General features: G+C 66.7%; 21 protein-coding genes. 15 read left to right on the top strand and 6 right to left on the bottom strand.

What is annotated here, in order from left to right; translation table 11 throughout:
- Window positions 1–190 precede the first annotated feature (190 nt).
- From E5673_RS10830 to E5673_RS10800, 7 genes are all read left to right on the top strand, one after another.
- The gene (locus tag E5673_RS10830) at window positions 191–1,753 is read left to right on the top strand and encodes a PAS domain S-box protein (RefSeq protein WP_168711605.1); all 1,563 of its coding nucleotides are present in this window, start codon (window positions 191–193) and stop codon (window positions 1,751–1,753) included.
- The gene (locus E5673_RS10825) at window positions 1,746–2,378 is read left to right on the top strand and encodes a response regulator (protein ID WP_136190006.1); all 633 of its coding nucleotides are present in this window, start codon (window positions 1,746–1,748) and stop codon (window positions 2,376–2,378) included. The genes E5673_RS10830 and E5673_RS10825 overlap by 8 nt, the downstream gene beginning before the upstream one ends.
- Before the next feature lie 82 nt (window positions 2,379–2,460).
- Window positions 2,461–2,877: a response regulator gene (locus tag E5673_RS10820; protein WP_136190005.1), complete on the top strand. Its 417-nt coding sequence runs from the start codon at window positions 2,461–2,463 to the stop codon at window positions 2,875–2,877.
- Window positions 2,878–2,915: 38 nt separating this feature from the next.
- Complete coding sequence (locus E5673_RS10815) at window positions 2,916–4,562, top strand: oleate hydratase (protein WP_136190004.1); 1,647 nt, start codon at window positions 2,916–2,918, stop codon at window positions 4,560–4,562.
- A 69-nt stretch (window positions 4,563–4,631) separates the two neighbouring features.
- The gene (locus E5673_RS10810; protein ID WP_136190003.1) at window positions 4,632–5,210 is read left to right on the top strand and encodes a DUF1269 domain-containing protein; all 579 of its coding nucleotides are present in this window, start codon (window positions 4,632–4,634) and stop codon (window positions 5,208–5,210) included.
- Window positions 5,207–7,714, top strand: coding sequence for a magnesium-translocating P-type ATPase (mgtA, locus tag E5673_RS10805; RefSeq protein ID WP_136190002.1), 2,508 nt, complete (start codon window positions 5,207–5,209; stop codon window positions 7,712–7,714). The genes E5673_RS10810 and mgtA overlap by 4 nt, the downstream gene beginning before the upstream one ends.
- 6 nt (window positions 7,715–7,720) lie before the next feature.
- Window positions 7,721–8,665 carry a lysylphosphatidylglycerol synthase transmembrane domain-containing protein gene (locus tag E5673_RS10800; RefSeq protein WP_168711604.1) on the top strand — a complete coding sequence of 315 codons (945 nt, stop codon included), beginning with the start codon at window positions 7,721–7,723 and terminating at the stop codon, window positions 8,663–8,665.
- Between the two features lie 40 nt (window positions 8,666–8,705).
- On the opposite strand, the gene E5673_RS10795 is transcribed toward E5673_RS10800, so the two are convergent.
- The 5 genes from E5673_RS10795 to E5673_RS10775 all read right to left on the bottom strand — a co-directional run bounded on the left by E5673_RS10795 (window position 8,706) and on the right by E5673_RS10775 (window position 14,256).
- The gene (locus E5673_RS10795) at window positions 8,706–8,990 is read right to left on the bottom strand and encodes a hypothetical protein (RefSeq protein WP_136190000.1); all 285 of its coding nucleotides are present in this window, start codon (window positions 8,988–8,990) and stop codon (window positions 8,706–8,708) included.
- A gap of 124 nt (window positions 8,991–9,114) precedes the next feature.
- Window positions 9,115–10,140: an acetate kinase gene (locus E5673_RS10790; protein WP_136189999.1), complete on the bottom strand. Its 1,026-nt coding sequence runs from the start codon at window positions 10,138–10,140 to the stop codon at window positions 9,115–9,117.
- Complete coding sequence (locus E5673_RS10785) at window positions 10,128–12,512, bottom strand: phosphoketolase family protein (RefSeq protein WP_136189998.1); 2,385 nt, start codon at window positions 12,510–12,512, stop codon at window positions 10,128–10,130. The genes E5673_RS10790 and E5673_RS10785 overlap by 13 nt, the downstream gene beginning before the upstream one ends.
- A gap of 2 nt (window positions 12,513–12,514) precedes the next feature.
- Window positions 12,515–13,546, bottom strand: coding sequence for an alcohol dehydrogenase AdhP (adhP, locus tag E5673_RS10780; RefSeq protein WP_136189997.1), 1,032 nt, complete (start codon window positions 13,544–13,546; stop codon window positions 12,515–12,517).
- Between the two features lie 26 nt (window positions 13,547–13,572).
- Complete coding sequence (locus tag E5673_RS10775; protein ID WP_136189996.1) at window positions 13,573–14,256, bottom strand: NAD(P)H-dependent oxidoreductase; 684 nt, start codon at window positions 14,254–14,256, stop codon at window positions 13,573–13,575.
- 498 nt (window positions 14,257–14,754) lie between these two features.
- Here E5673_RS10775 and E5673_RS10770 point away from each other — a divergent pair, with 498 nt between their 5' ends.
- From E5673_RS10770 to pelF, 8 genes are all read left to right on the top strand, one after another.
- Window positions 14,755–15,585: an aldo/keto reductase gene (locus E5673_RS10770; protein ID WP_136189995.1), complete on the top strand. Its 831-nt coding sequence runs from the start codon at window positions 14,755–14,757 to the stop codon at window positions 15,583–15,585.
- Between the two features lie 420 nt (window positions 15,586–16,005).
- Window positions 16,006–17,403: an exopolysaccharide Pel transporter PelG gene (pelG, locus tag E5673_RS10765; RefSeq protein ID WP_136189994.1), complete on the top strand. Its 1,398-nt coding sequence runs from the start codon at window positions 16,006–16,008 to the stop codon at window positions 17,401–17,403.
- 14 nt (window positions 17,404–17,417) lie between these two features.
- On the top strand, window positions 17,418–18,293 hold the full coding sequence (locus E5673_RS10760) for an endo alpha-1,4 polygalactosaminidase (RefSeq protein ID WP_136189993.1): 876 nt from the start codon (window positions 17,418–17,420) through the stop codon (window positions 18,291–18,293).
- A complete protein-coding gene (locus tag E5673_RS10755) occupies window positions 18,293–20,014 on the top strand; it encodes a hypothetical protein (RefSeq protein ID WP_136189992.1) in 1,722 nt (573 codons plus the stop codon). Before E5673_RS10760 ends, E5673_RS10755 begins: the two co-directional genes overlap by 1 nt.
- Window positions 20,011–21,486 carry a hypothetical protein gene (locus tag E5673_RS10750; protein WP_136189991.1) on the top strand — a complete coding sequence of 492 codons (1,476 nt, stop codon included), beginning with the start codon at window positions 20,011–20,013 and terminating at the stop codon, window positions 21,484–21,486. The genes E5673_RS10755 and E5673_RS10750 overlap by 4 nt, the downstream gene beginning before the upstream one ends.
- Window positions 21,483–22,451, top strand: a complete 969-nt coding sequence (locus E5673_RS10745) for a hypothetical protein (RefSeq protein WP_136189990.1) — start codon at window positions 21,483–21,485, stop codon at window positions 22,449–22,451. The genes E5673_RS10750 and E5673_RS10745 overlap by 4 nt, the downstream gene beginning before the upstream one ends.
- Window positions 22,448–23,362 (top strand): hypothetical protein, encoded by a 915-nt coding sequence (locus E5673_RS10740; RefSeq protein WP_136189989.1) that lies wholly within the window; start codon window positions 22,448–22,450, stop codon window positions 23,360–23,362. Before E5673_RS10745 ends, E5673_RS10740 begins: the two co-directional genes overlap by 4 nt.
- Complete coding sequence (gene pelF, locus E5673_RS10735) at window positions 23,338–24,870, top strand: GT4 family glycosyltransferase PelF (RefSeq protein ID WP_247599330.1); 1,533 nt, start codon at window positions 23,338–23,340, stop codon at window positions 24,868–24,870. The genes E5673_RS10740 and pelF overlap by 25 nt, the downstream gene beginning before the upstream one ends.
- 408 nt (window positions 24,871–25,278) lie before the next feature.
- On the opposite strand, the gene E5673_RS10730 is transcribed toward pelF, so the two are convergent.
- Complete coding sequence (locus E5673_RS10730) at window positions 25,279–25,593, bottom strand: hypothetical protein (RefSeq protein WP_136189988.1); 315 nt, start codon at window positions 25,591–25,593, stop codon at window positions 25,279–25,281.
- Window positions 25,594–25,896 lie beyond the last annotated feature (303 nt).

Below are 25,896 nucleotides of genomic sequence, written 5' to 3'. Positions count from 1 at the left end.
GCCACGATCCTGTCGGCGATCGCGATTGTCGAAGGACTATTAGCATATAGCAGGTCTTTGGCTTAACATGCGTCATGTTCCGAACGAGGGTATCGTATCATCGCCCCCCGCCGGATTGGACCAATGTGTCGAACAAGGCCGGCGTCTCAATGACTTGCCTCTGCGCTCCCCGAGCCACCGCACCGCCCGCATGATCGCGTCGCAGTCGCCGCACGATACCGACCCCCAGGCAGTGGCGCGCGGCGATGCGGCGCTGGCGGAGGAACTGGGGCTGCTGATCGACGGCGCTACGACCTATGCGATCTACATGCTCGATCCCCATGGCCGCGTGACGATCTGGAACCGCGGCGCCGAACGGATCAAGGGCTGGGCCGAGGCAGAAATCATCGGCCGCGATTTCGCGATCTTCTACCCCGCCGACGATATCGCCGCGGGCAAACCCGCAGCCGACCTCGCCCGCGCGCACCGCGATGGCCGGATCGAGGAGGAAAGTTGGCGGGTCCGCAAGGACGGCTCCGAATTCCTCGCGCACGTCACGATCACCGCGCTTCACGACGACGCCGGCGCACTGCGCGGGTTCGGCAAGGTCATCCGCGACATCACCCATGAAAAGGCCGCCGAGGCGGCGATCGTCCGGCGCGAACATCATCTCCGCTCGATCCTCAACACCGTCCCCGACGCGATGATCGTGATGAACGAGAACGGCATCGTCGCTTCGTTCAGCGCTGCCGCAGAGCTCGTCTTCGGGTACGCTGCAGGCGACGTAATTGGCCAGAACGTCGCGATGCTGATGCCGCAGGTAGAAGCACGCGACCACGACGCGCACCTGCGCAAATACCGCCACACCGGCGAGCGTCACGTGATCGGCAACGTCCGGCTCGAACGCGCGATGCGCAAAGGCGGCGAGACGTTTCCGATCGAACTGGCGGTCGGCGAGGCGTCGATCGCGGGCGAACGCATCTTCACCGGCTTCATCCGCGACCTCACCAACCGCCACGCGACCGAACGCCGCGTGCAGGAACTCCAGTCCGAACTCGTCCACGTCTCCCGCGTCAGCGCGATGGGCACGATGGCCTCGACCTTGGCGCACGAGATCAACCAGCCGCTGACCGCGATCGCCAACTACCTTGAGGCAACGCGGGCGATGATCGAGGACAGCGCAGATCCGCTGCTGGCCGATATCGCCGAGGCGCTCGACCTGGCGGCGGCGCAATCGCTGAGGGCGGGCACGATCGTTCGCCGGCTGCGCGCGTTCGTCGATGGCGGCGATACGGGCTTTCGCGACGAACGTCTGGACCTGCTCGTCGAAGAGGCGACCAGCCTGGGCCTGCTTGGCGCGCACGAGGCGGGGATCACCGTCGTCTACACGGCCTCGCCAAGCCCGGTCATTGTCCGCGTCGATCGCATCCAGACCCAGCAGGTGCTGGTCAACCTCATCCGCAACGCGATCCATGCGATGGCCGCGTCACCGGTCCGGACGCTGTCGATCGCTACCGCCTCCGACCGTGAAGGCTGGATGCAGATCACCGTCGCGGACACGGGCTCCGGCATAGACAGCGACGTCCGCGCGCGCCTGTTCGAAGCGTTTGCGACGACGAAGGAAGACGGCATGGGGCTCGGACTGTCGATCTGCCGGACGATCGTCGAGGCGCATGGCGGCCGGATCTGGGCGGATGGCGTCGCGAGCGGCGGCACCGCATTCCACTTCACCGTGCCGCTCGCCACGCTTCAGGAAAGCGACACCGATGACTGACCCACTCCGCATTGTGCATATCGTCGACGACGACGAGGCGATCCGCCAGTCGGTCGGCTTTCTCCTGCGCAAGGCTGGGTATGCGGTCGAGACCTATCCGGCGGGCACGCACTTCCTGAAGTCCGTGACGCGGGAGACACGCGGCTGCGTTCTGCTGGACGTCCGCATGCCCGATCTCGACGGGCTGGAGGTGCAGGCGCGCCTCGCGCAAAGCGGCATCGCGCTGCCCGTCATCATGCTGACCGGCCACGGCGACGTCACGCTCGCGGTCCGCGCGATCAAGGCGGGCGCGATCGAATTTCTCGAAAAACCGTTCGAGCGCAGCGCCTTGCTCGCCGCGATCGAGACGGCACTGGCGCACGCGGCACGGTCCGGCCGCGAGCACCTCGCCGCCTCGGACGCGCTCATCCGTCTTGCCGCCCTCACCCCGCGCGAACGCGACGTGCTCGACGGCATGGTGCTGGGTCGCCCCAACAAGCTGATCGCGTACGACCTCGACATCGCCACCCGCACCGTCGAAGTCCACCGCGCCAATCTAATGGAAAAGCTTGCCGCGCGCAGCCTGTCCGACGTCCTGCGCATCGCGTTTTCGGCCGGGTTGGGTGAAACCGCCGAGCCGGTCTGAGCCGCCCCCCACGCCCCTCGTCTTCTACGTACAGACGCGAGATTGTCCGCGTGTCATCGAAGGTCGCAACGAGGACCATCCGATGACCGACCAATCCAATCAATCCCATGACGGCATCGGCGTTTCGCTCGTCGATGGCGATCCCGCGATCCGTCGCGCGCGCCAGATCATGCTGCTGTCGGAACGCTACGACGTGCGCTCCTACGCGACCAGCGCGGCGCTGCTTGCCGATCCGCGCTCGCGTGATTTCCCGTGTCTCATCGTCGACATCGAGAGCGCAGACGGCAGCGGCATGGAAACCCTCCACGCGATGCGCGCATCTGGTTGGCGTGGCAAAGCGATCCTGCTCGACGGGATCGTCCCGCCGCCCGAACTGGTCCACGCCGCCGAACGTCACGGCGACCGGATCCTCGACCGCACCACGGGCGATGCCACACTCCTCACCGCGATCGCCGCTTCGATCAACCGCGGATGGTCCGGCTGGAACGCCGACGGCTGAGCTCCTCGGACCAGCCCCTCTTTATCAAGGACGTTCCTATGCTCACCACTGACCCATTCCACGAAGACCCCGACACCGCGCCCGTCCCTCGCGACGAAGGACGGGCCTTCTTGGTCGGCGGCGGGATCGCATCGCTCGCGGCAGCCGCGTTCCTGATCCGCGACGGCGACATGCGCGGGGCGGATATCACGATCATCGACGAGGGCGCGCTGCTCGGCGGCAGCCTCGACGGCGGTGGATCGGCGGAAAACGGCTATTCGCTGCACGGCGGGCGGATGCTGGAATCGAAATATCTCTGCACCTTCGATCTGTTCGCCTCGATCCCGACGCTGGACGGCGACAAGACCGTCACCGAGGAAATCTTTGACTGGAACGCGGTGATGAAGACGTCGTCGCATTCCCGGCTGTTCTCGGGCGGCAGGCGCCATGTCGCGCCGGAATTCGGGTTGACCGGCCACCATATCCACGGGCTCGAACGGCTGGCGATCACGCCCGAAACCATCCTCGACCGTTCGACCATCGCCGACCAGTTCGACGCAGGCTTCTTCAAGACCGGTTTCTGGCTGATGTGGTGCACGACCTTTGCGTTCCAGCCGTGGCACAGCGCAGTCGAATTCAAGCGCTATCTGCTCCGCTTCGCGCACATGGTCGGGGGCTTCAACCGACTCGAGGGGATCATGCGGACGCGGCTCAACCAATATGACTCGCTGGTCCGCCCGCTGCACGCATGGCTGGTCGCGCGCGGCGTGCACTTCCGGATGAACACGGTCGTCACCGACCTGCGCCTCGCCGACGACGAGGGAATGACCGTCGTCCGTGGCATCCGCATCGCCGAAGGTACGAGGACCAGCGAGATCCGTGTCGATACCGACGATTACGTGCTGCTGACGCTCGGCTCGATGACCGCAGGCTCAAGTCTCGGATCGATGGTCACCGCCCCAACCCTCCTCGGCGCGAACGCCGGCGGCGGATGGGCGCTGTGGGAGAAACTCGCGGACGGGCGGCCGCAGTTCGGCAGGCCGGCGGTCTTTACCGGAGATCTCGACCGCTCGAAATGGGTATCGTTCACGACCACGCTCCACGACGCGACCCTGCTGGCGCTGATCCGCGACGCGACCGGCAACGTCCCCGGCGAGGGCGGGCTGATCACCTTTTCCGAGTCGAGCTGGCTCGCCTCGATCGTGATCCCTTACCAGCCGCATTTCCTCGGCCAGCCCGACGACGTTGCGGTATTCTGGGGATATGGACTGAGCGTCGACACAACCGGCGATTTCGTGCGGAAACCGATGGCGGAGTGTACCGGTCGCGAGATCATGATCGAGATCCTCGGCCATCTCGGCATCGTCGCGGAGGCCGAGACGATCCTCGCCAGCGCGACCTGTATTCCGTGCATGATGCCGTTCATCACCAGCCAGTTCATGCCGAGACGGCACGGCGATCGACCCGACGTCATACCGGCCGACACCGCCAACCTCGCGGTCATCGGCCAATATTGCGAGCTCGCCGACGACTGCGTCTTCACCGTCGAATATTCGGTACGGTCGGCGCAAACCGCGGTGTACGCGCTGCTCGGCCTGCGTCGATCGCCGCCCGCGGTCTACAAGGGCGCGTTCGATCCGCGCGTGCTGTTCAAGGCGTTCGTCGCGCTTCACGATCTCGCGCCCGCCAGCACGCACGGTAGGTAGTTCCCGACGCTGGTGCCGCCGCACCCCGATCGTACGGTTTGGCAACGCTCCCTTACCGAGGATCACGCCATGAAATTCAGCCATTCGATCGTCGCCGTGTTCGACGACCACGCCCAGGCCGATGCCGCGGTGAAGGCGCTTGCCGCGTCGGGGTTCGGGCTGCGGCGGTTGAGCATCGTCGGCAAGGGCTATCACAGCGACCAGACCGCGACGGGGTTCTACAACAGCGGCGACCGGATCCGCTTCTGGGGTTCGCGCGGCGCGCTATGGGGCGGCCTGTGGGGGCTGTTCATGGGTGGGCTCTACGCGACCGTACCCGTCGTCGGCGGAGTCGTGCTACTCGGACATCTGGCCGCGACGGTGATCGCGGCGATCGAGGGCGCGGTCGTGCTTGGCGGCACCGGCGCGCTGGTCGCGGCGCTCGCCAGCGTCGGCATCCCCGAGGACTCGATCGTCACCTACGAGACCGATATCGTGTCCGACGGGTTCCTCGTGATGGCACACGGCAGCGAAGCGGAGATGGAGCGCGCCAAGCTGGTGCTCGAGCCGCTCAGCCCGCGCCGGATCATGGTCCATCACGACCACAGCAATACGTCGCCGCATGCGCAACTGACCGGTGAGCTTCCGATCGCTGAGCCGGTCGCCTGACGCAGGACGAGGCCCCGTTCTGGACCAGGTCAGCCGAGGCACTGCTGGCCGAACTCCAAACGTCACGTGACGGGCTGAGCGTCGCGGAGGCGACGCAGCGTCTCGTACGCTACGGTTGGAACAGCGACAGCGCGGAGACGCGCACCGGCCCTGTACGGGCAATCGCGCGGCGACTGCTCGAGCCGCTGTCGTTGATCCTGCTCGCAGCCGGGCTGGTGTCGGCAGCGACCGGCGATGCAGTCGGCGGATCAATCATCGTCGTAATCCTCGGATTCTCGGTGCTGCTCGACACCTATCAGGAGGGACAGGCGGTCCATGCCGCGGCGATCCTGCGCCAGTCGGTCGCAGTGTCCGCGCGCGTCCGCCGGGACGGCACGTTCGTCGCGGTCGCGATCGAAGCGGTGGTGCCAGGCGATATCGTCGAGGTCCGCGCCGGCGACATCATTCCGGCCGACGCGCTGATCCTCGACAGCGATGCGTTCACCGCGAACGAGGCCGCGCTGACCGGCGAACCCTATCCGGTCGACAAGTGCGCCGGCATCGTCACCGCAACCACCGCCGCCGAAGCTTCAAACGCGCTGTTCCGCGGCGCGATCGCGCAGACCGGGACGGCGACCGCGCTGGTCTTCGGCACCGGCCGCGCGACACTGTTCGGTTCGGCTGCCGCAGCGCTGGCAACTGCGGCCGAACCCTCCCCGTTAGAGCGCGATCTGCATGCTTATGGGCTACTGACGACGCGGCTGACGCTGGCGCTGGTCGTCGTGGTACTGACGGCGAGCATCGTTCTCGGTCGGCCATTGCTCCAGTCGCTGCTGTTCGCGGTCGCGCTTGCCGTCGGGCTCACACCCGAGTTGCTGCCGATGATCACCACCGTCACGCTGTCACGCGGCGCGATGCGGATGGCGAAGCGCAAGGTGATCGTGAAGCGGCTCGCGTCGATCCACGATCTCGGCGCGATGACGATCCTGTGCACGGACAAGACGGGCACGCTGACCTCTGCGCTGATCAGTCTCGCGCGTAGCGTCAACTGCGCCGGAGCGGACGATGCCGAAGCCGCCCGGTTAGGCGCTATCGCGGCTGGGCTCGGCGGGGATCATGGAGCGCTCGATACGGCGATGGTAACCGCGTCGCCGGAAGCCGCGAAGGGCTGGACGCTGGCGGCGCAGAGCGTGTTCGACTTTGATCGACGGCTCGGGACGGTATTGGCGACCAGCGAGGCCGGCACGATCCTGATCACCAAGGGTGCGCCCGAAGCGGTGCTAGCCGGATGCGCGGCGTTGACGGAAGCGGACCGAACGGCGGTCCTTGCGCAAGTCTGCACGCTTGCCGAACAGGGCCTGCGCGCCATCGCGATCGCCTCACGACCCTGGACCGGCCCCACGCATGCGCCAACCCCAGACGACGCAACCAACCTCGTCTACGCCGGGCTGTGCGCGTTCGCCGATCCGCCGAAAGAGACTGCCCCCGCCGCCGTCGCGCGTCTGCAAGCCGCGGGTATCCGCCTGAAGATCTTGTCGGGCGACGACCCCGTCGTGGTCGCCCGTCTCGCGGGGCTGGTAGGCCTTGCCACCGCTCGCGTGCTGTCCGGGGCCGACATCGCCAAACTCAGCGACGACGCGCTAGCGGTGCAGGTTCGCGACGTCGATGCCTATGGCCGGCTCGCCCCCGACCAGAAGGCGCGGCTGGTGCGCGCGCTCCAGGCGAGCGGTGCGATCGTCGGGTATCTCGGCGATGGCATCAACGACGCGCCAGCGTTGAAGCTCGCCGATATCGGCCTGTCGGTCGCCGGCGCGGCCAGCGTCGCGCAGGCGTCGGCGGACATGATCATGCTCGACAGCGATCTCGGCGTGGTCGCGGACGGCGTCCAGGAAGGACGTCGGACGTTCGCCAACATCCTCAAATACGTTCGGATGGGCGCCAGCTCGAACTTCGGCAACATGCTGTCGATGGCCGCGGCGTCGCTGTTCCTACCTTTCCTACCGATGCTGCCGACCCAAATCCTGCTCAACAACCTGCTCTACGATGTATCGGAGATCGGCATTCCGTTCGACAGCGTCCGGCCCGAAGCGGTCGCGCGGCCGCAGGTGTGGAGCATGCCCGCGCTGATCCGCTTTGCCGCAATGATGGGCCCGCTGTCGTCGGCGTTCGACCTGCTGACCTTCGCGGGGCTGTCGCTCGTCTTCCACGTCGCGGCACCCGAGTTCCGCACCGCCTGGTTCCTCGAATCGATGGCGACGCAGATCCTGGTGATCTTCGTGATCCGCACCAACGGGCGGCCCTGGGCGGACCTGCCGCGGCCCGCGCTTGCGCTATCGTCGCTGGGCGCGCTGCTGGTGGCGATGGTGCTGCCGTTCACGACGGTCGGCGGCTGGTTCGGCTTCGTCGCGCCGCCGCTCGTCGTGGTTGCGAGCCTTGGTGGCGTCACGCTCGGCTATCTTGTGCTGGCCGAGCTGTTGAAGACCTTCCTGTTCGATCACCGCCCCACCAGACACGCGCGCCACTGAATGAGCGTGGCGGCACTCTGGCGCGGAGCGTTGCGCCACATCGGCTGGGTGCTGGGCGTCGCGGTGATCGCGATCGTGGTCGGCGCGGTGCTGCGGATCGGCGACCTGCATGCGTTCGTGACGATGCTCGAAGATGCACATCCCGGCTGGGTGCTGGTCGCACTCGGGCTGCAGGCGACCACCTATGCGAGCGTCGCGGCGGGCTGGAAGATCGTGCTGGGTCAGACCGCCACGCCGCGACCACTGCGCCGGCTCTACTTGATCGCGGTTGGCAAACTGTTCGCGGATCAGGTCATTCCGGTCGCGGGAATGGGTGGCAACATGTTCCTCGTCGACCAGTTGACCGCGCTCGGGGTCAAGCGCGGCAACGCCGTCGCGACGCTGCTGGTTGCGATGATCGGCTTCTACACGGTGTACGGAATTTGTGCGCTGGCGATGCTGGCGGTGCTGTGGATCAAGGGGCTGGCGTCAATCTGGATCGCCGGATTCGTGCTCGTGTTCTTGGTCGTAGCGACCGCCATCCCCGGGCTGGCGCTGTGGATCCGCCGGCGCGGACGGCGTCCCGTCTCGCCAATGCTCGCCCGGTTCGCAAGCATCCGCGCACTCGTCGCGATCGTCGGGGAGGCACCCAAGCGACTGCTGGTCGACCGCCGGCTGATCGTCCGCGTTGCGGCGTTCAACGGCCTCGTCTTCCTCGCCGACGCCGCCAGCCTGATGGTATGCTTCCTCGCGCTTGGGCAACCGATCGGATTCCCGGTCGCGTTCGTCGCGGTGATGACCGCATCGATGATCGCGACGCTCGGTCCGATCCCGCTCGGCCTTGGTACGTTCGAGGCGGGCGCGACGGGGATGCTCGCGTTGATGGGCGTGCCGGTCGAGGCGGCGCTCGCGGCGACGTTGCTGCTGCGCGTTTCACGCTGTGGCTGCCGCTCGTCCCGGGCTTCATCCTGATCCGAGGCGCGCTGTGGACTAAATCTGCGCAACAGCGCGCCTAGCAGGCGAGCTTCAGCGTTAGGCGCGAGCGCGGCATTGCGGTACGCAGGACGCGCAAGCCGACCGACCGATCCGGTCGCAGCGCGCGCGATGCGAATGTCAGCGGCGGCTCCGCGATCAGGCACGCCAGCTTCGCAGCGAGCGTCGCCAGAGTATCGGCGTAGAGGCCCGCGAGCGTCTCGTGCGCGACCCGCGCACACGGTCCCGCTGCGGCGGCGGCCATGACCTGCGTGGCGGCCAGGCGGCGCTGAAAATACAGCATCTCGGTGTGGACAGCGTTCATCACCAACTCCCCCGTCCGCCCCCATGCCGCACGATGCAGACATGGTCCGGGCCGATCGATGAAGGGAAGTTAGCGCGCGATCGGCGCGGCGTCGGGAGTCGGGAAGCACGTAGGCCCGCCTCACTCAGACGAGCGCGGCGGCGTGGCGCGCGATCTGCGCGTCCTCCTGCGAGGCGAGTATCCGGGTCTCGAGGCCGGGAACCCACGCGAGACCCGCGCGGATCGCTCGGGCGGTCGGCGCGTCGTTCTCCCCGATGCCCCCCGTCAGCACGAGCATGTCGGCGCCCCCGAGAGAGGCGATCATCGCAGCGATCTGCTTGCACACCGACCGTTCGAACATGCGGGTGGCGAGGTCGGCGTCCGCGGTCTCGGCAGTGCGCAGGACGCGCATGTCTCCGGACAGGTCGGAGACGCCTGCCATGCCCGATGCGTGATCGACCAGTGTGGCCAAGGCCGGCGCATCCAGCCCCCTCTCGCGCAACAAGTGGAGCAGTACCCCCGGATCGAGATCGCCCGTCCGCGTCGCCATCATCACGCCGCCGGACGGAGTCAGCCCCATGCTCGTGTCGATCGATCGGCCGTTCAGAACCGCCGTCACGCTCGCACCGTTGCCGAGATGCGCGATCACCAGCCGCCTGGGCAGGTCGTCGCCGAGCTGTCGGACGATCGACTCGCAGGACAGGCCGTGGAAGCCATAGCGCCGCACCCCGCCCGCCTGATACGCGCGCGGGATCGGCAGCGTCTTGGCAACGTCGGGCATCTCGGCGTGGAACGCGGTATCGAAGCACGCGACCTGCGACACGCCCGGATAGCGCGCGCGCGCCGCCCGGATCAGCGCCAGCGACGCCGGTCCGTGCAGCGGTGCGAACGCGCATGCCGCTTCCAGATCCGCCATCACCGCATCGTCGATCCGACAATGCGCGTCGCGGCGCGGGCCACCGTGGACGATCCGGTGACCGATCACCGTCGGCACCGGCCACCCCTTCAACGCGGTCTCGATCGTGTCGAAGAAGCGCGCGTGATCGTGGCCATCATCGTCGAGCGTCTCGATCGTCCCGCTGACGAGCAGAACCGGCTCCGGATCGACCGCATACAGCCCGTATTTCAGAGACGACGACCCGCTGTTGAGCGCAAGAACTACCGCGACCATTGCCAGTCACGCACCTCCGGCAGATCGTCGCCCTGCTCGGCGATGTATAGCTTGTGCCGCTCCATCGTCGTCCAATACCGCGCCGTCTCGCGCGGCACGCAATCGCGCAGCCGAGGCACGCGCTCGATCGCGTCGAGCGCAAGCCGGTATCGGTCGAGATCGTTCAGCACGACCATGTCGAACGGCGTCGTCGTCGTCCCCATCTCCTTGTACCCGCGGACGTGGATATTGGCGTGATTGGCGCGCCGGTACGTCAGCTTGTGGATCATCGCCGGATAGCCGTGGAACGCGAAGATCACCGGCTTGTCGCGCGTGAACATCGCGTCGAACTCGCGCTCGTCGAGCCCATGCGAATGTTCGGAGCGTGGCTGCAACACCATCAGGTCGACCACGTTGACCACCCGGATGCGGATATCGGGCACGTACGCACGCAGCATCGTCACCGCCGCCAGCGTCTCCAGCGTCGGTACGTCGCCTGCGCTCGCCATCACCACGTCGGGGTCAGCATCGTCGCCCGCCCACGCCCAGATCCCCGCGCCCGCGGTGCAGTGCCGCACCGCTGCGTCGATCCCGAGCCATTGCCACTCCGGCTGCTTCCCTGCGACGATCACATTCACATACCCACGACTGCGCAGGCAATGATCGCCGACGGACAGCAAGCAGTTCGCATCGGGCGGCAGGTAAATCCGCGCGACGTCCGCGGTCTTGTTCGCGACGTGATCGATGAACCCCGGATCCTGATGCGACAGACCGTTGTGGTCCTGCCGCCAGACATGCGAGGTCAGCAGATAGTTGAGCGACGCGATCGGCCGCCGCCACGGGATCGCCTTGGTCACCTTCAGCCACTTGGCATGCTGGTTGACCATCGAATCGACGATGTGGACGAACGCCTCGTAACACGAGAACAACCCGTGCCGCCCGGTCAGCAGATACCCCTCCAGCCAACCCTGGCAGAGATGCTCGCTTAGCACCTCCATCACGCGGCCGTCGGGCCCGAGATGCTCGTCGACCGCCTCGACCTCCGCCATCCAGACTTTCCCGGACACGTCGTACACGTCAGCGAGCCGGTTTGATGCGGTCTCGTCCGGCCCGAACAGCCGAAAGTTCACCGTCGCCAGATTGAGTTTCATCACGTCGCGCAGATACCGCCCGAGCACCCGCGTCGCCTCGGCCTTGACCGTGCCCGGCGCGTCCACCGCCACCGCGAACGCATGAAAATCGGGCAGCGACAACGGCACCATCAGCTCGCCGCCATTGGCATGCGGGTTCGCCCCCATCCGCCGATGCCCGGTCGGTGCGAGCGACGCATACTCCTCCAGGAATTTGCCCGCCTCGTCGAACAGTTCTTCGGGTCGGTAACTCCGCATCCACGCCTCGAGCTGGCGCAGATGCTCGGGATCCTTGAAGTCCGCGATCGGCACCTGATGCGCGCGCCACGTGCCCTCGACCGGCTTGCCATCGACGAACTTCGGCCCGGTCCAGCCCTTCGGCGTGCGGAACACGATCATCGGCCAGCGCGGTCGCTCTAGCGCCACACCCTCGACACGCGCCGCCGCCTGGATCGCCTGTATCCGCGCCAGCGCCTTGTCGAGCGCGGCGGCAAGCTGCTGGTGGACCGCCGCCGGATCGCTGCCGCTGACATAATAGGGCTCATGCCCATAGCCGCGCAGCAACGCGTCGAGCTCATGCCCGTCGATCCGTGCCAGGATCGTCGGGTTGGCGATCTTGAAGCCGTTGAGATGCAGGATCGGCAGCACCGCACCGTCGCGCGCAGGATTGAGGAACTTGTTCGAATGCCAGCTCGCCGCCAGCGCGCCGGTCTCCGCCTCGCCGTCGCCGACCACGCACGCGACGATCAGGTCGGGATTGTCGAACGCCGCGCCATACGCGTGTGCGAGCGAATAGCCGAGCTCACCGCCTTCATGGATCGATCCCGGCGTCTCGGGCGCGACGTGGCTCGGGATGCCGCCCGGCCACGAGAATTGCCGGAACAGCCGGTGCATGCCGCTGCGGCTCCGCTCGATCGCCGGATAGCGTTCGGTGTACGAGCCCTCCAGATAGGTGTTGGCCACCAGCCCCGGCCCGCCATGCCCCGGCCCGATGATGTTGATCATGTCGAGGTCATGCTCGACGATCAGGCGGTTGAGATGGACGTACAGGAAGTTCAGCCCCGGCGTCGTCCCCCAATGCCCAAGCAGCCGCGGCTTCACGTCGGCGATCGTCAGCGGCCGATCCAGCAGCGCATTGTCGCGCAGGTATATCTGGCCGACCGACAGGTAATTCGCCGCCCGCCAATATGCGTCCATCCGCCGCAGCATGTCGGGGGATAGCGGGTGTGCCTTGGTCGGCGTCAGCGTTGCAATATCGGCCATGTTCAGCTCCCGAAATCGAGGACGACGCGCGACGCGACCTGCCCGTGTTGGAGCCGGTCGAAGATGTCGTTGATCGCCGACAAGGGCTGCACTTCGATGTCGGCCTTCACCTTGCCATCCGCGGCAAAGGCGAGCGCCTCGGCCATGTCCTTGCGCGTCCCGACGAACGAGCCGCGCACCGTGATGCACTGCGCCACGACATCGAACAGCGGCAGCGGAAAGTCGCCCGGCGGCAGGCCGACCAGCACGCACGTCCCCTTGCGTCGCGTCATCGCGACGCCCTGGTTGAACGCGGTCAAGGAAGGCGCGGTAATCAGCACGCCGTGCGCGCCGCCCCCCGTCCCGTCCTTCATCGCCGCGATCGCATCGGGCTTGCGCGCGTCGATCGACAGTTCCGCGCCCAGTGCCTTGGCATGCGCGAGCTTGCCTTCGTCGACATCGACGGCGGCAACGCGCAACCCCATCGCCTTGGCGTACTGCACCGCCAGATGCCCCAGACCGCCGACGCCCGAGATCGCGATCCACTCGCCCGGCTTCGCGCCCGTTTCCTTGATGCCCTTGTAGGTGGTGATGCCCGCGCAGATGATCGGCGCAGCCTCGATCGCGGACAGCCCAGCGGGAATATGCGCGACGTAGTTCGGGTCGGCGAGGATATACTCCGCGAACCCGCCATTGCGCGTGTAGCCACCGAACTCCGCCTCGGCGCACACGGTCTCCCATGCGGACAGGCAGTATTCGCAATGCCCGCACGCCGAGTATAGCCACGGCACGCCGACCCGGTCGCCCAGCTTGACGATCGTCACCCCCGCGCCGACCTCGACGACGATCCCGATCCCCTCATGCCCCGGAATGAAGGGCGGCATCGGCTTGACCGGCCAGTCGCCGTGCGCGGCATGTAGATCGGTATGACACACCCCGCATGCTTCGGTCTTGACGACGATCTGCCCGGGCCCTGCGACCGGTATCGGCCATTCGCGTAAAGTTAGGGGCGCGCCGAACGCCTCGACGACGGCGGCTTGCATCATACGGGTCATGAACTTTCCTTGAAGATGCGAAGGGATCAGCTTGCCATCCGGGCGACGAGCGCGGGATCGGCAAGCAGCGCCTCGTCCCCGAACGCGATCTGCGCACAGGTCCGCTGCGCCTGGCCCGCGACCTCGCGCAGATACTGATCGGCAAAGCGCGCGCTCAGCCCCGGCACGATGTGAGCAAACCGCCGGTGCTCCTGCGACCGCATCCCGAACGCGTGCACCAGATACTGGTCGAAGACGCTGTTGAGCCCCTGCCCCTGCCCCTGTTCGTCGAGCCAGATCTTGCTCGCCGCCGAGGTCGAGAAGCTCAGCAGGCGCTTGCCGCCGAGTAGTTCGGTCCGCACGCGTCCCTGCAACGACTCCGGCTGGACGCCGGCGCCGAAGACGCGCTCGACATAGCCCTTCAGCATCGCCGGCGGTGTGCCGAACCAGATCGGATAGACCAGCACAAAAACATCACAGCCTTTGATCACGTCCATTTCGGCCAGCACATCTGCGCCATAGACAGCGGCGACGTTGGTGGGTCGCTCCGCCGCCTTCAGCACGGGATCGAAGCCGACCGCATACAGGTCGCGCAGCACAACCTCCTGCCCCGCCGCGCGAACCGCGTCGCAATAGGTGCCCGCGATTGCATGATTGAAGCTCGCCGGATCGGGGTGACATAAAATCACGGCATGCCGGCCTCCCGTCGTACCATGTTCGGCAACCACCATCGTTCCATCCTCGTCTGAGTGTCACGATCCCTGCAGGCTGCGCCGAAGAGCGGCGCTGTCGTGCAGGGTTCTGGTCGAGGAGGGTATGCGCCGAAAGCTATCGAAGTGACCCTCGGAAACTACGCATGCCGAAATGCTTAGGCGGCGTTTATCGAAAGGTATCCAACCCTTTCCGGCATGATTTAGTCACTGGGGATCATGCAACAGCGGCAGCCGGGTTCATGCGGCTGTGAAGATCCGCAATCTCATTGGGTTGACCCGTAGCCGGTCATTTACACCCGGCTCCCCGCTTTCCAACTTCAGGCGCTTGCTCATCTCGTCAACCGCCGATGATCCGCGACTGCGTGACCGGCATAAGTCAGCCCGTCCAGTTCGTACCGCCCGGCTTTCAGTGACCCCTGTTCATCGTTCGATCGACCTTCTTTTCAGCCCCCCAGCATGCATCTGACCTTATCTTCATTCGTTTGCTGGGTATCACGTAGTTAGCCGAGGCAAAGCATGCGAACAGTATCGTTACCGGGCGGCGAACGGATACCCTCACTGGGTCAAGGCACCTGGATGCTGGGGGAGCGATCCGATCGCCGGTCAGAGGAGATCGCTGCGCTGCGTCTGGGAGTCGATCTCGGCATGACGTTGATCGACACGGCAGAGATGTACGGTGACGGCGCTGCCGAAGAGCTGATCGGCGAAGCGTTGGGGGACGTTCGCGACAAGCTCTTCCTCGTCAGCAAGGCCTATCCCCAAAACGCGTCCCATGCTCGCCTGCATGCCGCCTGCGAGGCAAGCTTGAAGCGGCTCGGCACCGACCGGCTCGATCTCTACCTGCTTCACTGGCGGGGATCGGTGCCGCTCGGCGAGACGGTCGAGGCGATGGAGGCGTTACGAACGGCCGGCAAGATCCGCCAATGGGGCGTTAGCAATCTCGATACGAGCGACATGGAGGAACTGCTGGCGGCTCGCGGCGGCGGCTGCGCCGTCGACCAGATCCTCTATAATCTTACCCGCCGCGGCCCCGAGCATGATCTGCTGCCATGGCTGGAAACTCACGCCATTCCGGCAATGGCGTATAGCCCGGTGGAACAGGGCCGCCTCCTCGCCGACCAGACACTCCGTAGGATCGCTGAGACGATCGGCGCTACGCCCGCACGGGTCGCCCTCGCCTGGACACTTCGGCGGGGCGACGTGATTGCCATACCCAAGGCGGGCAGCGTCGCGCACGTCCGCGACAATCGTGCTGCGGTCGACCTTTCCCTGTCTGGCGATCACCTGGCTGCGCTCGATGCCGCCTTCCCCGCCCCGCGCAGCCGCCGCCCGCTCGAGATGCTGTGACCGGCGTAACTCTGTTCTTTACCGCCGACACCCATTTCAGTGATCACCGGACGCTGAATGCCGGCGCGTGCGCCGATAGAGGCCGGTTCGAGGTAGAGGGGGATGGGCCGCATGGTCGTCGCGCGACCTGAGTACCGATTTCGCTATTTGTGAGGACAAGATCGGCCTGTGAATGATCGAGGCAAACACGACGCTGTTTGCACGCGGCGACCTGGTGTTCACCTCATCGCACGACGGGCGAAGTTTACCGCACCGGCAGCTTTGTTACAGCTACCATATGATCGGCGGGGAGGAATCTACCGTCTTAAGAGCAATGCCGACCGCGGTTCGGCATGCGATTGCTTGATCGCCCTGACCGGCCAACTCGTCCTGACCGCGAACGATTTGTTCATGTAGTCCACGGCATAGGCCGCCGGTGTTATGGCAGGTATAGGCTTCCAGTTAGCGAGAACTGCGCGTGAAGGCGGTGTCGGCGGGATCGTGGGCGCCGCCGCATTCGGTGCGGTGATCAGCGCCGGGCCGTGGCTCATCACGGCGGTCGCGATGGCGATGCTCAACCACTGGTCGGGCACGCATCTCGGCGCCGATGGCGCGCGGACGGTGCAGACGATCCTGGTCTATGCGTTCAGCCTGTCCGCGCTCGCCGCGGCGCCGGTCGGCATTCTCGCGACGCGGATGGTCGCGGACCGGATCTTCGCACGCGATGCCGGCGGCGTTTCCGGCATCATGCTGGTAGCACTCGCTGCGGGCGGCGCGATCTCGCTGGCAGTCGGCGCGGTGGTGTTCGGGACGCTCGCTCGGCTCCCACTTGGTGAGGCGGCACTCGCGACGCTGATCCTCGCGTGGCTGACGCAGGTCTGGATCGCGGCTCCCCTACTCACCGCTCTGCGCCGTTACCGCGCGATCCCCCTCGCCTATCTGCTCGGCATCGGTTTTGCGACGATGTTGCTGGCGCTGTTGCCGAAGCCGGACGTCGTCACCGTGCTCGCGGTGATCGCAGGGGGCATCGGACTGACACTGGCAGCGATCGTGACCGTCATCCGTCGGCATTTCTCCGCGCCGCCCGTGCTGCCGACGCGGGATGCGATGACGCCGCGGTTAGCGTGGATCGTCGCGGCGGCGGGCATAGCCGGGGTCGCCGCGATCTGGATCGACAAATGGCTGTTATGGGCAGGTCCCGACAGCATCCGCGCGATCGGGCTACTACGGCTCAATCCGATCAACGACCAGGGCAGCTTTCTCGGGTTGCTGACAATGGTGCCGGGCCTGACGCTGTTGCTGATCGTCACCGAGACGCGGTTCGATCGCGCGTTCGGCGACATGATCGTACGGTGTACCGGCACGTCGACGCTGCAACGGATCGAGGAGGCGCGCAGCGAACTCGCGCGGACGATGTTCGACGGGCTGCGGATCATGCTGCTGGTGCAGGCGCTCGTCGCCGCGCTCGCCTGGGTGTTCGCGGTGCCGCTGTTCGAATTGATCGGAGCGGACGCACGTGCGATCTTCGCGTTTCGCCAGACCTCGCTCGGCACCGTCTTCCACCTCGTGGTGATCGCGACGACCGTCGTTCTCGCCTATTACGACCTGTTCGGGCGGATCCTGCTGACCTGGACCGCGTTCGCGATCGGCAGCGGCGTCGCGACGCTGCTGCAATGGGATGCGGGGTTTGCCGCATTCGGCTGGGGCTATATGGCGGGCGCGGTGGTCGGTGCGTCGGTCGGCATGGCGCTGGTCGCCGAGGCCACGGTCAACCTCACTTACCTGCTGTTCGTCGGCAACAATCCCTCGGTCGTGGGGCACGGAGGGCGTCTGTTGTGACGGGAATTATGGATATGTCGCGCCGGAAGATCATGCAGCGGATGCTGGCGATAGGTGCAACGGCTCTGACGCTTGGCGTGCGGTCGCGATCGGATGCCACCCCCAAGCCGTCCGGGAACGCCGCGCTGCGCTGGGGCGTCGATTACGGCGCAACGACCGATCCCGTATTGGCAAAGGCGTGCGCATTGCTGGTGCTGGAGCCGCACCACGCCCGCCCGATCGCACCGCTTCGTGCACCCGGCAGCGTCCTGCTCGGCTATGTCAGCTTCGGCGAAGTCGAGCGCAGCCGGCCGTATTTCGCCGGGCTCGAAAAGGCCGGCGCGCTGAGGGACGCCAATCCCAACTGGCCCGACGCGCGGCTGGCCGACCTGCGTCATCCGGCGTGGCGCGCGGCGGTGCTCGACCGCCTCGTCCCAGCGATCCTGGCGCTCGGTTATGACGGAATCTTCATCGATACGATGGACAATGCCGAAGCGATGGAACGGCAGGATCCGGTGGCCAACAAAGGCATGGTGGCAGCAGGCGTGTCGCTGATTGCCGCCGTACGCGCCCGCTTTCCCAGAATGCGCATCATGCTCAACCGCGGCTATGCCTTGCTACCCGACGTCGCGCCGAAGATCGATTACCTGCTCGGCGAGGCGATGGCGTCGCGCTGGAACTTCACCGCCAAGCGCTATGAACTGCTCAGCGATTCGGACTGGGCCTGGCAAGCCGGTCGCCTGCGTGCGGCCAAGACCCGAAACCCGGCGCTGAGCCTGATGACGCTCGATTACTGGGATCCGGCCGACACGAAACAGGTCGCGGCGCTGTACGCGCGCGAACGCGCCGCGGGGTTCAGCCCCTATATCGCGACGCTGGCGCTCGACCGACTGGTCCCGGAGCCGAGCTGATGAGGATCGACCGCCGACGCGGACGGCTCGCGATCGTCCTGCCCGCGTTGGCGGGGCTCGGCCTGCTTGCGGGCGGACTGATGCTGTTGCCGAACGACCGAGAGATCCGCCACGCCGCGCGCCGTGCACAGCCTTTGCCGACGGCGAGCAGTTCGCTCCCCGCCGCGCCGGTATCGCCACCGGTGCAACCGCCTGCGCACCCGGCGATCGCGGCGCAGATCGCGACTGCCGATGCAGCGACGCTTGCCGCGCTGACCGCGCAACTGATCGCCGAGGGCCAGTCGGTGTCGACGCTACAGGTCGCCTATGACCTGGTCGCAGCGAAGCGGCCGGCGGTGGCGCTCGGCTATCTGGCGGCACGGCCCGACGGCGGGGCGCCAGCGACGTGGCGGCTGCGTGTCGACCTTCTTCGCCAAACCGGGCGGACTGCGGATGCGGCCGCGCTCGTCGCGCGGGCGGCGCAGACGCGCGGGGCGGTGGCGGCTGCGGATATCGTTGCGGCGGCCTATGCGATCGATCGGCCCGACCTCGTGATCGTAGCAGCGGCGAACCACGTCATCCCGCCGCCCGATGCCGCGCTGTCGCTCGATCTGGCCCGGCGCGCCGACAAGGCCGAGCGCACTGACCTGATCGCGCTGCTCGACAAGGCGACGACCGCGAACTGGCGGGCGGCGGATCCCTGGCTAGCGATCCGTGTCGCGGCGCGCGCGAAGGATACCGCGGCAGGGCTGAGAGCGGCCGACTATCTGCCGGTCGAGCAGCGGGCGACCGCGCGCGAGGCGATCCTGACCGAGGCAGGCGACCGAGATGGCCTGCGTACCGAAATGCTAGCGCATGCCGCAGCGCCGGGCGCGCAACTCGAGCGGGAGGCGGAACGGCTGCTTGCAACGGGTTACCGCGGCGATGCGATGGCGGTACTGCGACGGGCGGCGACCGGAATGGCGCCGACCGCACCGGTAGCACAGCGCCTCCTGTACCTGATGGGGCCGCGCCCGGGGGCCGACGATCTCGCCTGGCTCAAACAGCAAAGTTTGCAGGGCATCGCGGACCAGCAGCGCGCCTGGCTGACGCGCTATGCCGAGCGCGATCGACCGGGCGAGGCGCTAGCGTTCCTGTCGCGGCATCCGCTTGCGAGCCAGACCGACGTGATGCTGATGCGGCTGTCGCTGGCCCGCGCGGCTGGCAATGATACCGCCGGTCGTGCGCTGCTGGCGTCGTTGCTCGACGGCCGCTCGCTCGATCCGGCGCAGGTCGCCGCGCTGTCCGCCGCAGCCCCCACGAAGGTAGACCCGGCACAAGCGGCGGCGATCGCGAAACGGCGCGTTGCAGCCGGGGTCGCGGCGCCGCGGGATCAGCTCGACCTTGCCTGGACGGCGTGGAACGCGGGCGATGGCAAGGGTGCGGTGAAGTGGCTCGACCAGCATCTGGCGAGCGATCCGACCGACCTCCCGGCGCTGCGGCTGATGGCCGACGTGCAGGCTCGGGTCGGGGGAGAGCGTGCGGCACGGCCTTGGCTAAACCGCGCGCTCGCTCAAACGCCGGCCGCCAGCAAGGCTCGCGCGGAAATTCTGGAAAAGCTCGGTCGTCGGGCCGAGGCCGTCGCGCTGGTCGAGACGCTGCGCGCCGAGACCCCGCGCGACCGATCGCTCGCCGCGTTGCATGCCCGCCTGCTGATCGCGCAGGGGCAACCGGGCCGCGCGCGAGCGGTGTTGGCGCAATGATCGCGCTGCTCCTCTGCCTGACGGACGCGCCGGCGCTGACTGTCCCCCATAGCGTTTTCGCGGATAGCCGGGTCGTGGTGCCCGAGTCCGTGATCGCCTGGCCCGACCAAGCCGTCGTCCGGATCGAAGACCGCGATGGAGAGCTGGTCGCGCGGTTCGATCAGCCGATGAGCGCCGACCGGATCGCCGCGTTCCGCGAGGCGGCGGGCGATGCGATCGGCGATCTTCGCTGGAACGACGACAGCCTCGTCCTACGTCCCGCCGCCGGCTGGTCGATGACGTGGCGGCAGGCGGGCGCAACGGTCGCGGTAACCTTCTCACCGCCGTACTCGACCGAACCGCTCGCCGAGACTGGCGACGATACCGCATCCGATGCCGCGCTTACCGCGATCGAGGCGGATGCCGCAGCCGGATATCCGGGGCCGGCACGACGCGCCGCGACGCAATTGGCGAAACGCTATCCGACCGACCCACGCGCGGCGCGCATGCTCGCCGACACGCGGCTGGCCGACGGTGACGTGCGCGGGGCGGCACGTGACTACCGTGCGCTCGCCGCCGACGACCTGACTGCACGGCGCGCGATCGCTGCCGCATCGGGGACAGCCAGCATCGGCGTCACCGCGCGCGACGGCAGCGACCTGTCGCAGGCGGAGTTCGCCACAAGGATCGACGCGGCGGTGGGCGACACCCTCGTCGCCGGTGGTGGCCTCCGCCATGTCGTCAGCAGATTCGGCACGGACGCGCAGACCGTGCGAACCGGCGATACCGTGGTCGATGCCTCGCTGGCCGCCGCGTTCGACGGCGCGGTCCGCGTCCAGCTGCTCGCGTCCGCCGCGCTCGACGACGGCGTCACCGGAGGCGGTGCGAAGGCCGTCGCCGGGTCCGCCAATGCTCAGTTTCGCGTCACGTTGACCCGGCACATGCCCGATTACTCGACGCCGGCGCAGGTTCTGGCAGGCGGGTATCTGTCACGCGCCCTGCTCGGGGTTACCTATCGCCTGACTCCGGGCCTCGTCGTGCAAGGCGATATCGGCGCCAACCGCTACGGGCTCGCCGGGAGCGGCGGCGCGAGCGACACCATCGTCGCGAGCGGCGGGGTCGATTATCTCATTCGTCGCCAGTTTCCCGCGCTCGGCCTGACCTATCGGTTCGAGGCGGAATATGTTGAGCGCATGCAGCTCGGCGCGGACAGCCTGGCCATCATCCCACTCGCCACGCGCGAGAACCATACCGTCCAGGGCCTGCTCAGCGGCGCGCTCGGTACGGTGCAGATGACCGCACTGGCAGGCTGGACCGTCGATAGGTTCGGTGGCGACGGTCCGACCGCCAGCCTCGGCATCGCGGCCCCGATCGGCGTCGCGTGGCGGGTCGAGGGCAGCGGTGGCATCACGTCGATCGCACGCCCAGGCTTTTCGGGTCGCCAACTTTACGCACGGGCGCTGCTGACACGCAGCCTTGGGGATACGCAGTGACTCACGACGAACAGGCGGCCAAGTGGCACACCAGATGGCGACGCTCCGCGAGGATCGCCGCAGAGATCGCCATCGCGTTCGCCGCGCTGATCGTGCTCGACTGGTGGCTGACCGGCGGATCCGGCTTCGCGCACGTCCATCCCAACCCGTATTGGGTGCCGGTGCTGATGATGGCGCTCGCCTACGGCACGGGCCCTGGCGTCCTCGCCGCGGCCGTCGCATCGGGATTGTGGCTCGCACATGTGCAGGACAGCGCAGGCGAACGCGACTATCTCGACCATCTGTTCCATCTCTCGCTTCAGCCGTTGATGTGGTTCGTCGCCGCGGGGATCATCGGCGAAGTGACGATCATGCGGACCGGGCGTCACGATCGGCTGGAAAAGCGCGGCCGTGTTGCGACGCGCAACCTGGCACGGCTGACCGACGCGTTCGCGACGCTGTCGCAGACCAATCGCCAGTTGCAGGTCCAGATCGCGACGGAAGCGCATACCGTCGGCCATGCGATCGAGACCGCGACACGACTTTGCTCGCAGGAACCGGCTGTGCGGCGCGGCGCGATTGGCGAGTTGATCGCTCTGGCCGCTCGGACCCCAGATTTCACCTGCTACCGCGTTACTGGCGACGAGGCACGCGCGTGGGTCCGCGGGCCGGTCACCGCAGGGCGGCGCGACGTGTTGCCCGTGTCGCTGCTGGAGCGGGTCGAACGACACCACGGTCTCTTGCATGTCGCAAAGCGCACCGATCGCCGCGTGCTCGACAGGATCGGCGTCGCCGCGATTGCCTTGCCGGATCCGGATACGGGCGAAATCGTCGGCTGTTTGGTCCTCCACGCGCTGCCGTTCGAGACACTCAACGCCAGCCGTACCGCCGAACTTGCGGAGATCGCCGCGTGGCTGACGCCGCTGCTCGCCGATACGCTCGCCACAACGCAGCGGCCTTTGCGATCCGCCGGGCTGGTCGCATGATCCGCCGCCTGATCGCGCTCGCGGTTCTGGAGATGACCATCCTCACCGCCTGCTGGATGGCCGGTATTGCGGTCGGCTCGGCCCTCGCAGTCCATGCGGCATCGAGCGCAATCGGGTTAGTCACGTGGTTGCGCCATGACACGGCAACCGGTTTCGCCCCCGCCATGCTCGGCGTGCTGGGGCCGCTCGGTCTGCTCGCCGCACTTCCCCTCACGCGCATATTTCGGCCCTCGGTACAACGCAGCGACGACGAGATGTTCGGTCCGGTAGCAGGGCATTCGACCCAGCGCGGCGCGCGTCTTGCCGTTGCGCGGATGCTCGACGGGCGGGTTCATCATGCGACGCCCGATACGCTGAGTTCACTGGTCACGATCATGCGTCACGGTGGGGTCGCCGAGCGGCGGCGTGCGTTGGAAACCGTGGTGCGATCGTTCGAGCCGGCGCTGTCGCCGCTCATTGCATTGGCGCTGACCGATGGTGACCAGACCATCCGCGCGCTGGCGGCGGCCGCATCGGCGCGGGTCGCGGAGAACCTCGTGCTGGCGCGAGCGCGGCTGTCGGCGCGCGTTGCCGATGGGGTCGCTCCTGACGCAGCAACGAGCTTGGCAAAGTTGCTGGCGGACCACGCACGCTCGGACGTGCTGCTCTCCGATTCCCAACGTCTACACCTCCGTGAAGATGCGGTCGCGACGATGACCGCCGCGATATCTCACGGGGCAGTTGATCCGCGTTCGGCGACGCGCGACGCGCTGACGATGGAGGCATTGTGGGCGGCCGGCGATTATGACGCGATCGACCGCATGGCGGCTGCGATCGAGGCGTCGTCGGAACGGCCCGATCCTCCCATCGACACAGGCGACCGCAGCGCGAAGACGCTGGCGAACTGGTGGCTGACGGGGGCTACGGCGTGATCCGGCTTGCGGGGCTCGCCGAACGGTCCGGGCAAACGTCGATCGATATACCGGAGGCGGACATCTGCCTGATCGTCGAGGGCGCCTATCCCTATGTGATCGGCGGGGTCTCCGGCTGGTTGCAGGATCTTATCACCCACCTGCCCGACGTCCGGTTCGTAATCGCCGCGATTAAGCCGGGCGCCGGACTCCTCCCGTTCCAGCTGACGCCGCCGCCCAACGTCGTCGCGGTAGTCGAGATCGGTTTGGCGCCCGAGCCTGCCGTACCCCGCGCGATCCCCGACCGGGTAGCAGTACCGATCGCCGATGCGCTGGTTGCATTCGTCGCGACCGGTGGCGCGGAGTGGCTCACGACGCTCATCGACCTGATCGGCGGCAACGCCCGGCCGCTCGCGCCCGGCGACATCCTGTCGCACCCCGCAGTGTTTGCGCGGCTGAAGCGCCATTACCAAGCGATGTTGCCCAAGGCGTCGTTCCATCATTATTTCTGGGCGATGCGCGTGCTGCTGGGCGGGCTGCTTGCTGTACTGACGACGCCCCTGCCCCGCGCCCGCGCCTACCACACGATTTCGACCGGTTTTGCCGGCCTGCTCGCCGCCCGCGCCGCGCGCCAGACCGGGCGCCCGGCGTTCATTACCGAGCATGGCATTTACCTGCTCGAACGTCAGATCGAAGTGATGATGGCCGACTGGATCGGCGATCAGGTCGATACCGGGCTCGAGCTGGAACGCAGCGTCCGCGACTTACGCGATCTGTGGGTGCGCGCGTTCACCAGCTATGCGACCGCCTGCTACGACAACTGCGATCCGATCGTCGCGCTGTACGGCGAGAATACAGCGGTCCAGCGCCGGCTGGGGGCTGCCGCCGACCGTGTCCGCGTTATTCCGAACGGCATCGATTCGAAACGGTTTGCCGCACTCCCGGACCAGCGCGATCCGGCGCATCCGCTGGTCGCATTGCTCGGCCGCGTCGTTCCTATCAAGGACGTTAAGACCTTCATCCGCGCCGCCGCGATCGCGCATGCAGAACGCCCCGACATTCGCTTCGTCGTGCTCGGCCCGGAGGACGAGGACCCGGAATATGCCGCGGAATGCACGCGGCTGGTCGAGGATCTGGCGCTGACGCCGGTCTTCCGCTTTGCCGGACGCGTGCGGATCGAGGACTGGATGGCGAAGATCGACCTGCTCGTGCTCACCAGCCTGTCGGAGGCACAGCCACTGGTTATCCTGGAAGGCGGCGCGTGCGGGATCCCGGTGGTCGCGCCCGATGTCGGCAGTTGCCGCGAGATGATCGAGGGCCGCGGCGGCGCGGACTCAGGACATGGCGGCATCGTCACGCCGCTGGTCAACCCGGCAGCGACCGCGGCGGGGATCTTAGCGATTGCCGGCGATCCCGCGATGCGTTTAGCGATGGGCGAAACGATGCGCGAACGGGTGCGCCGCGACTATGACCATGACACGATCCTCGGTGCCTATGCGCAACTCTATCAGACCCTGCTCGTCCAATAGCAGGAACGCTTCTTATGCTCGTTCAGAAAGGTTCGAGTCCCGCTGGTAACCACAGTATCGCTCGAATCTACGCGTCAGGACCAGCTAAACGCTTAGTCCTAGTGTATAGTGGATCGATCAATAATGAATCTATCTGGCTTTTACGTCATATTTTAGCATTAGTTGCCGATCGGCGCGCCGCGGGCAACCCACCGCGCGTCTTAGAACATATCCGATGCCTGAAACTGCGCAGTCTGCGGCGACGACATCCCCGAAGGTCAGCGTCGTGCGCTTGCTGCACCGTAGATTTGCGTGACGTGCCAGACCAGCCGCAGCCATCAATCGGCAGCACCGCAAGGACTATCTCCTGCGGTGACGACTTCCGCGTCAACGCTAGTTTCGGTCGACCAGAATCACATGAATGCAAAGTCAGCTGCCGTTCCCGCGCGCTCCGTCGCGCGCCAGTGCATTCGTCTTTTTCCAAGCATCGGTTCGAAGCGCGTCAAACCGCTCGTTGTCTTCTCCCGGGGCAACTCCACCGGATTGCAGAATCACGTCGTTCAGCGATCCCATTCCACCGTAGAGGCACAAAAGCCGGTCGACGCCGTGATAGTCGGATTGCGCGATACTCGATCTACACCGCTCGATCTGCTCGGCCCATCCGTTGTCACCGTGCAGCTTCAGCAATATCGTCATGGCTTCAAGTGTTTCAGCAAGCCGAGCGACATCAGGATGCAATGCCATTTCACTAACGTAGCGGGTCAATTGGAATGATAGCAAGTGGGCGAACACGCCCTGCCTTATTGCTTCCGGGGTTCCTCGCCAGCGGAGTTTTAGGATGGCCGCACGGCCCCACATAGCGACGTTCAGACTAAATAGATCACGCCCGGCAAGGCACTATTCTGATAAACTGGAGCAAGCGCTAGAACGCGGCGGCACGCCGCTGGTTACCGCAAGCCGCGAACACGTCGACATTTGCGGGGAAGTAAGGCCGCTAACGTTGCCGTTCAGCGGCCGGCGCCGCCGGCTCGTCGCTGAAAGCCGGAC

This window comes from Sphingomonas sp. PAMC26645 (genome assembly GCF_004795835.1).
In the GTDB taxonomy this organism is placed as follows: Bacteria; Pseudomonadota; Alphaproteobacteria; order Sphingomonadales; family Sphingomonadaceae; genus Sphingomonas.
This window is presented reverse-complemented; position numbering and strand designations above follow the sequence as displayed.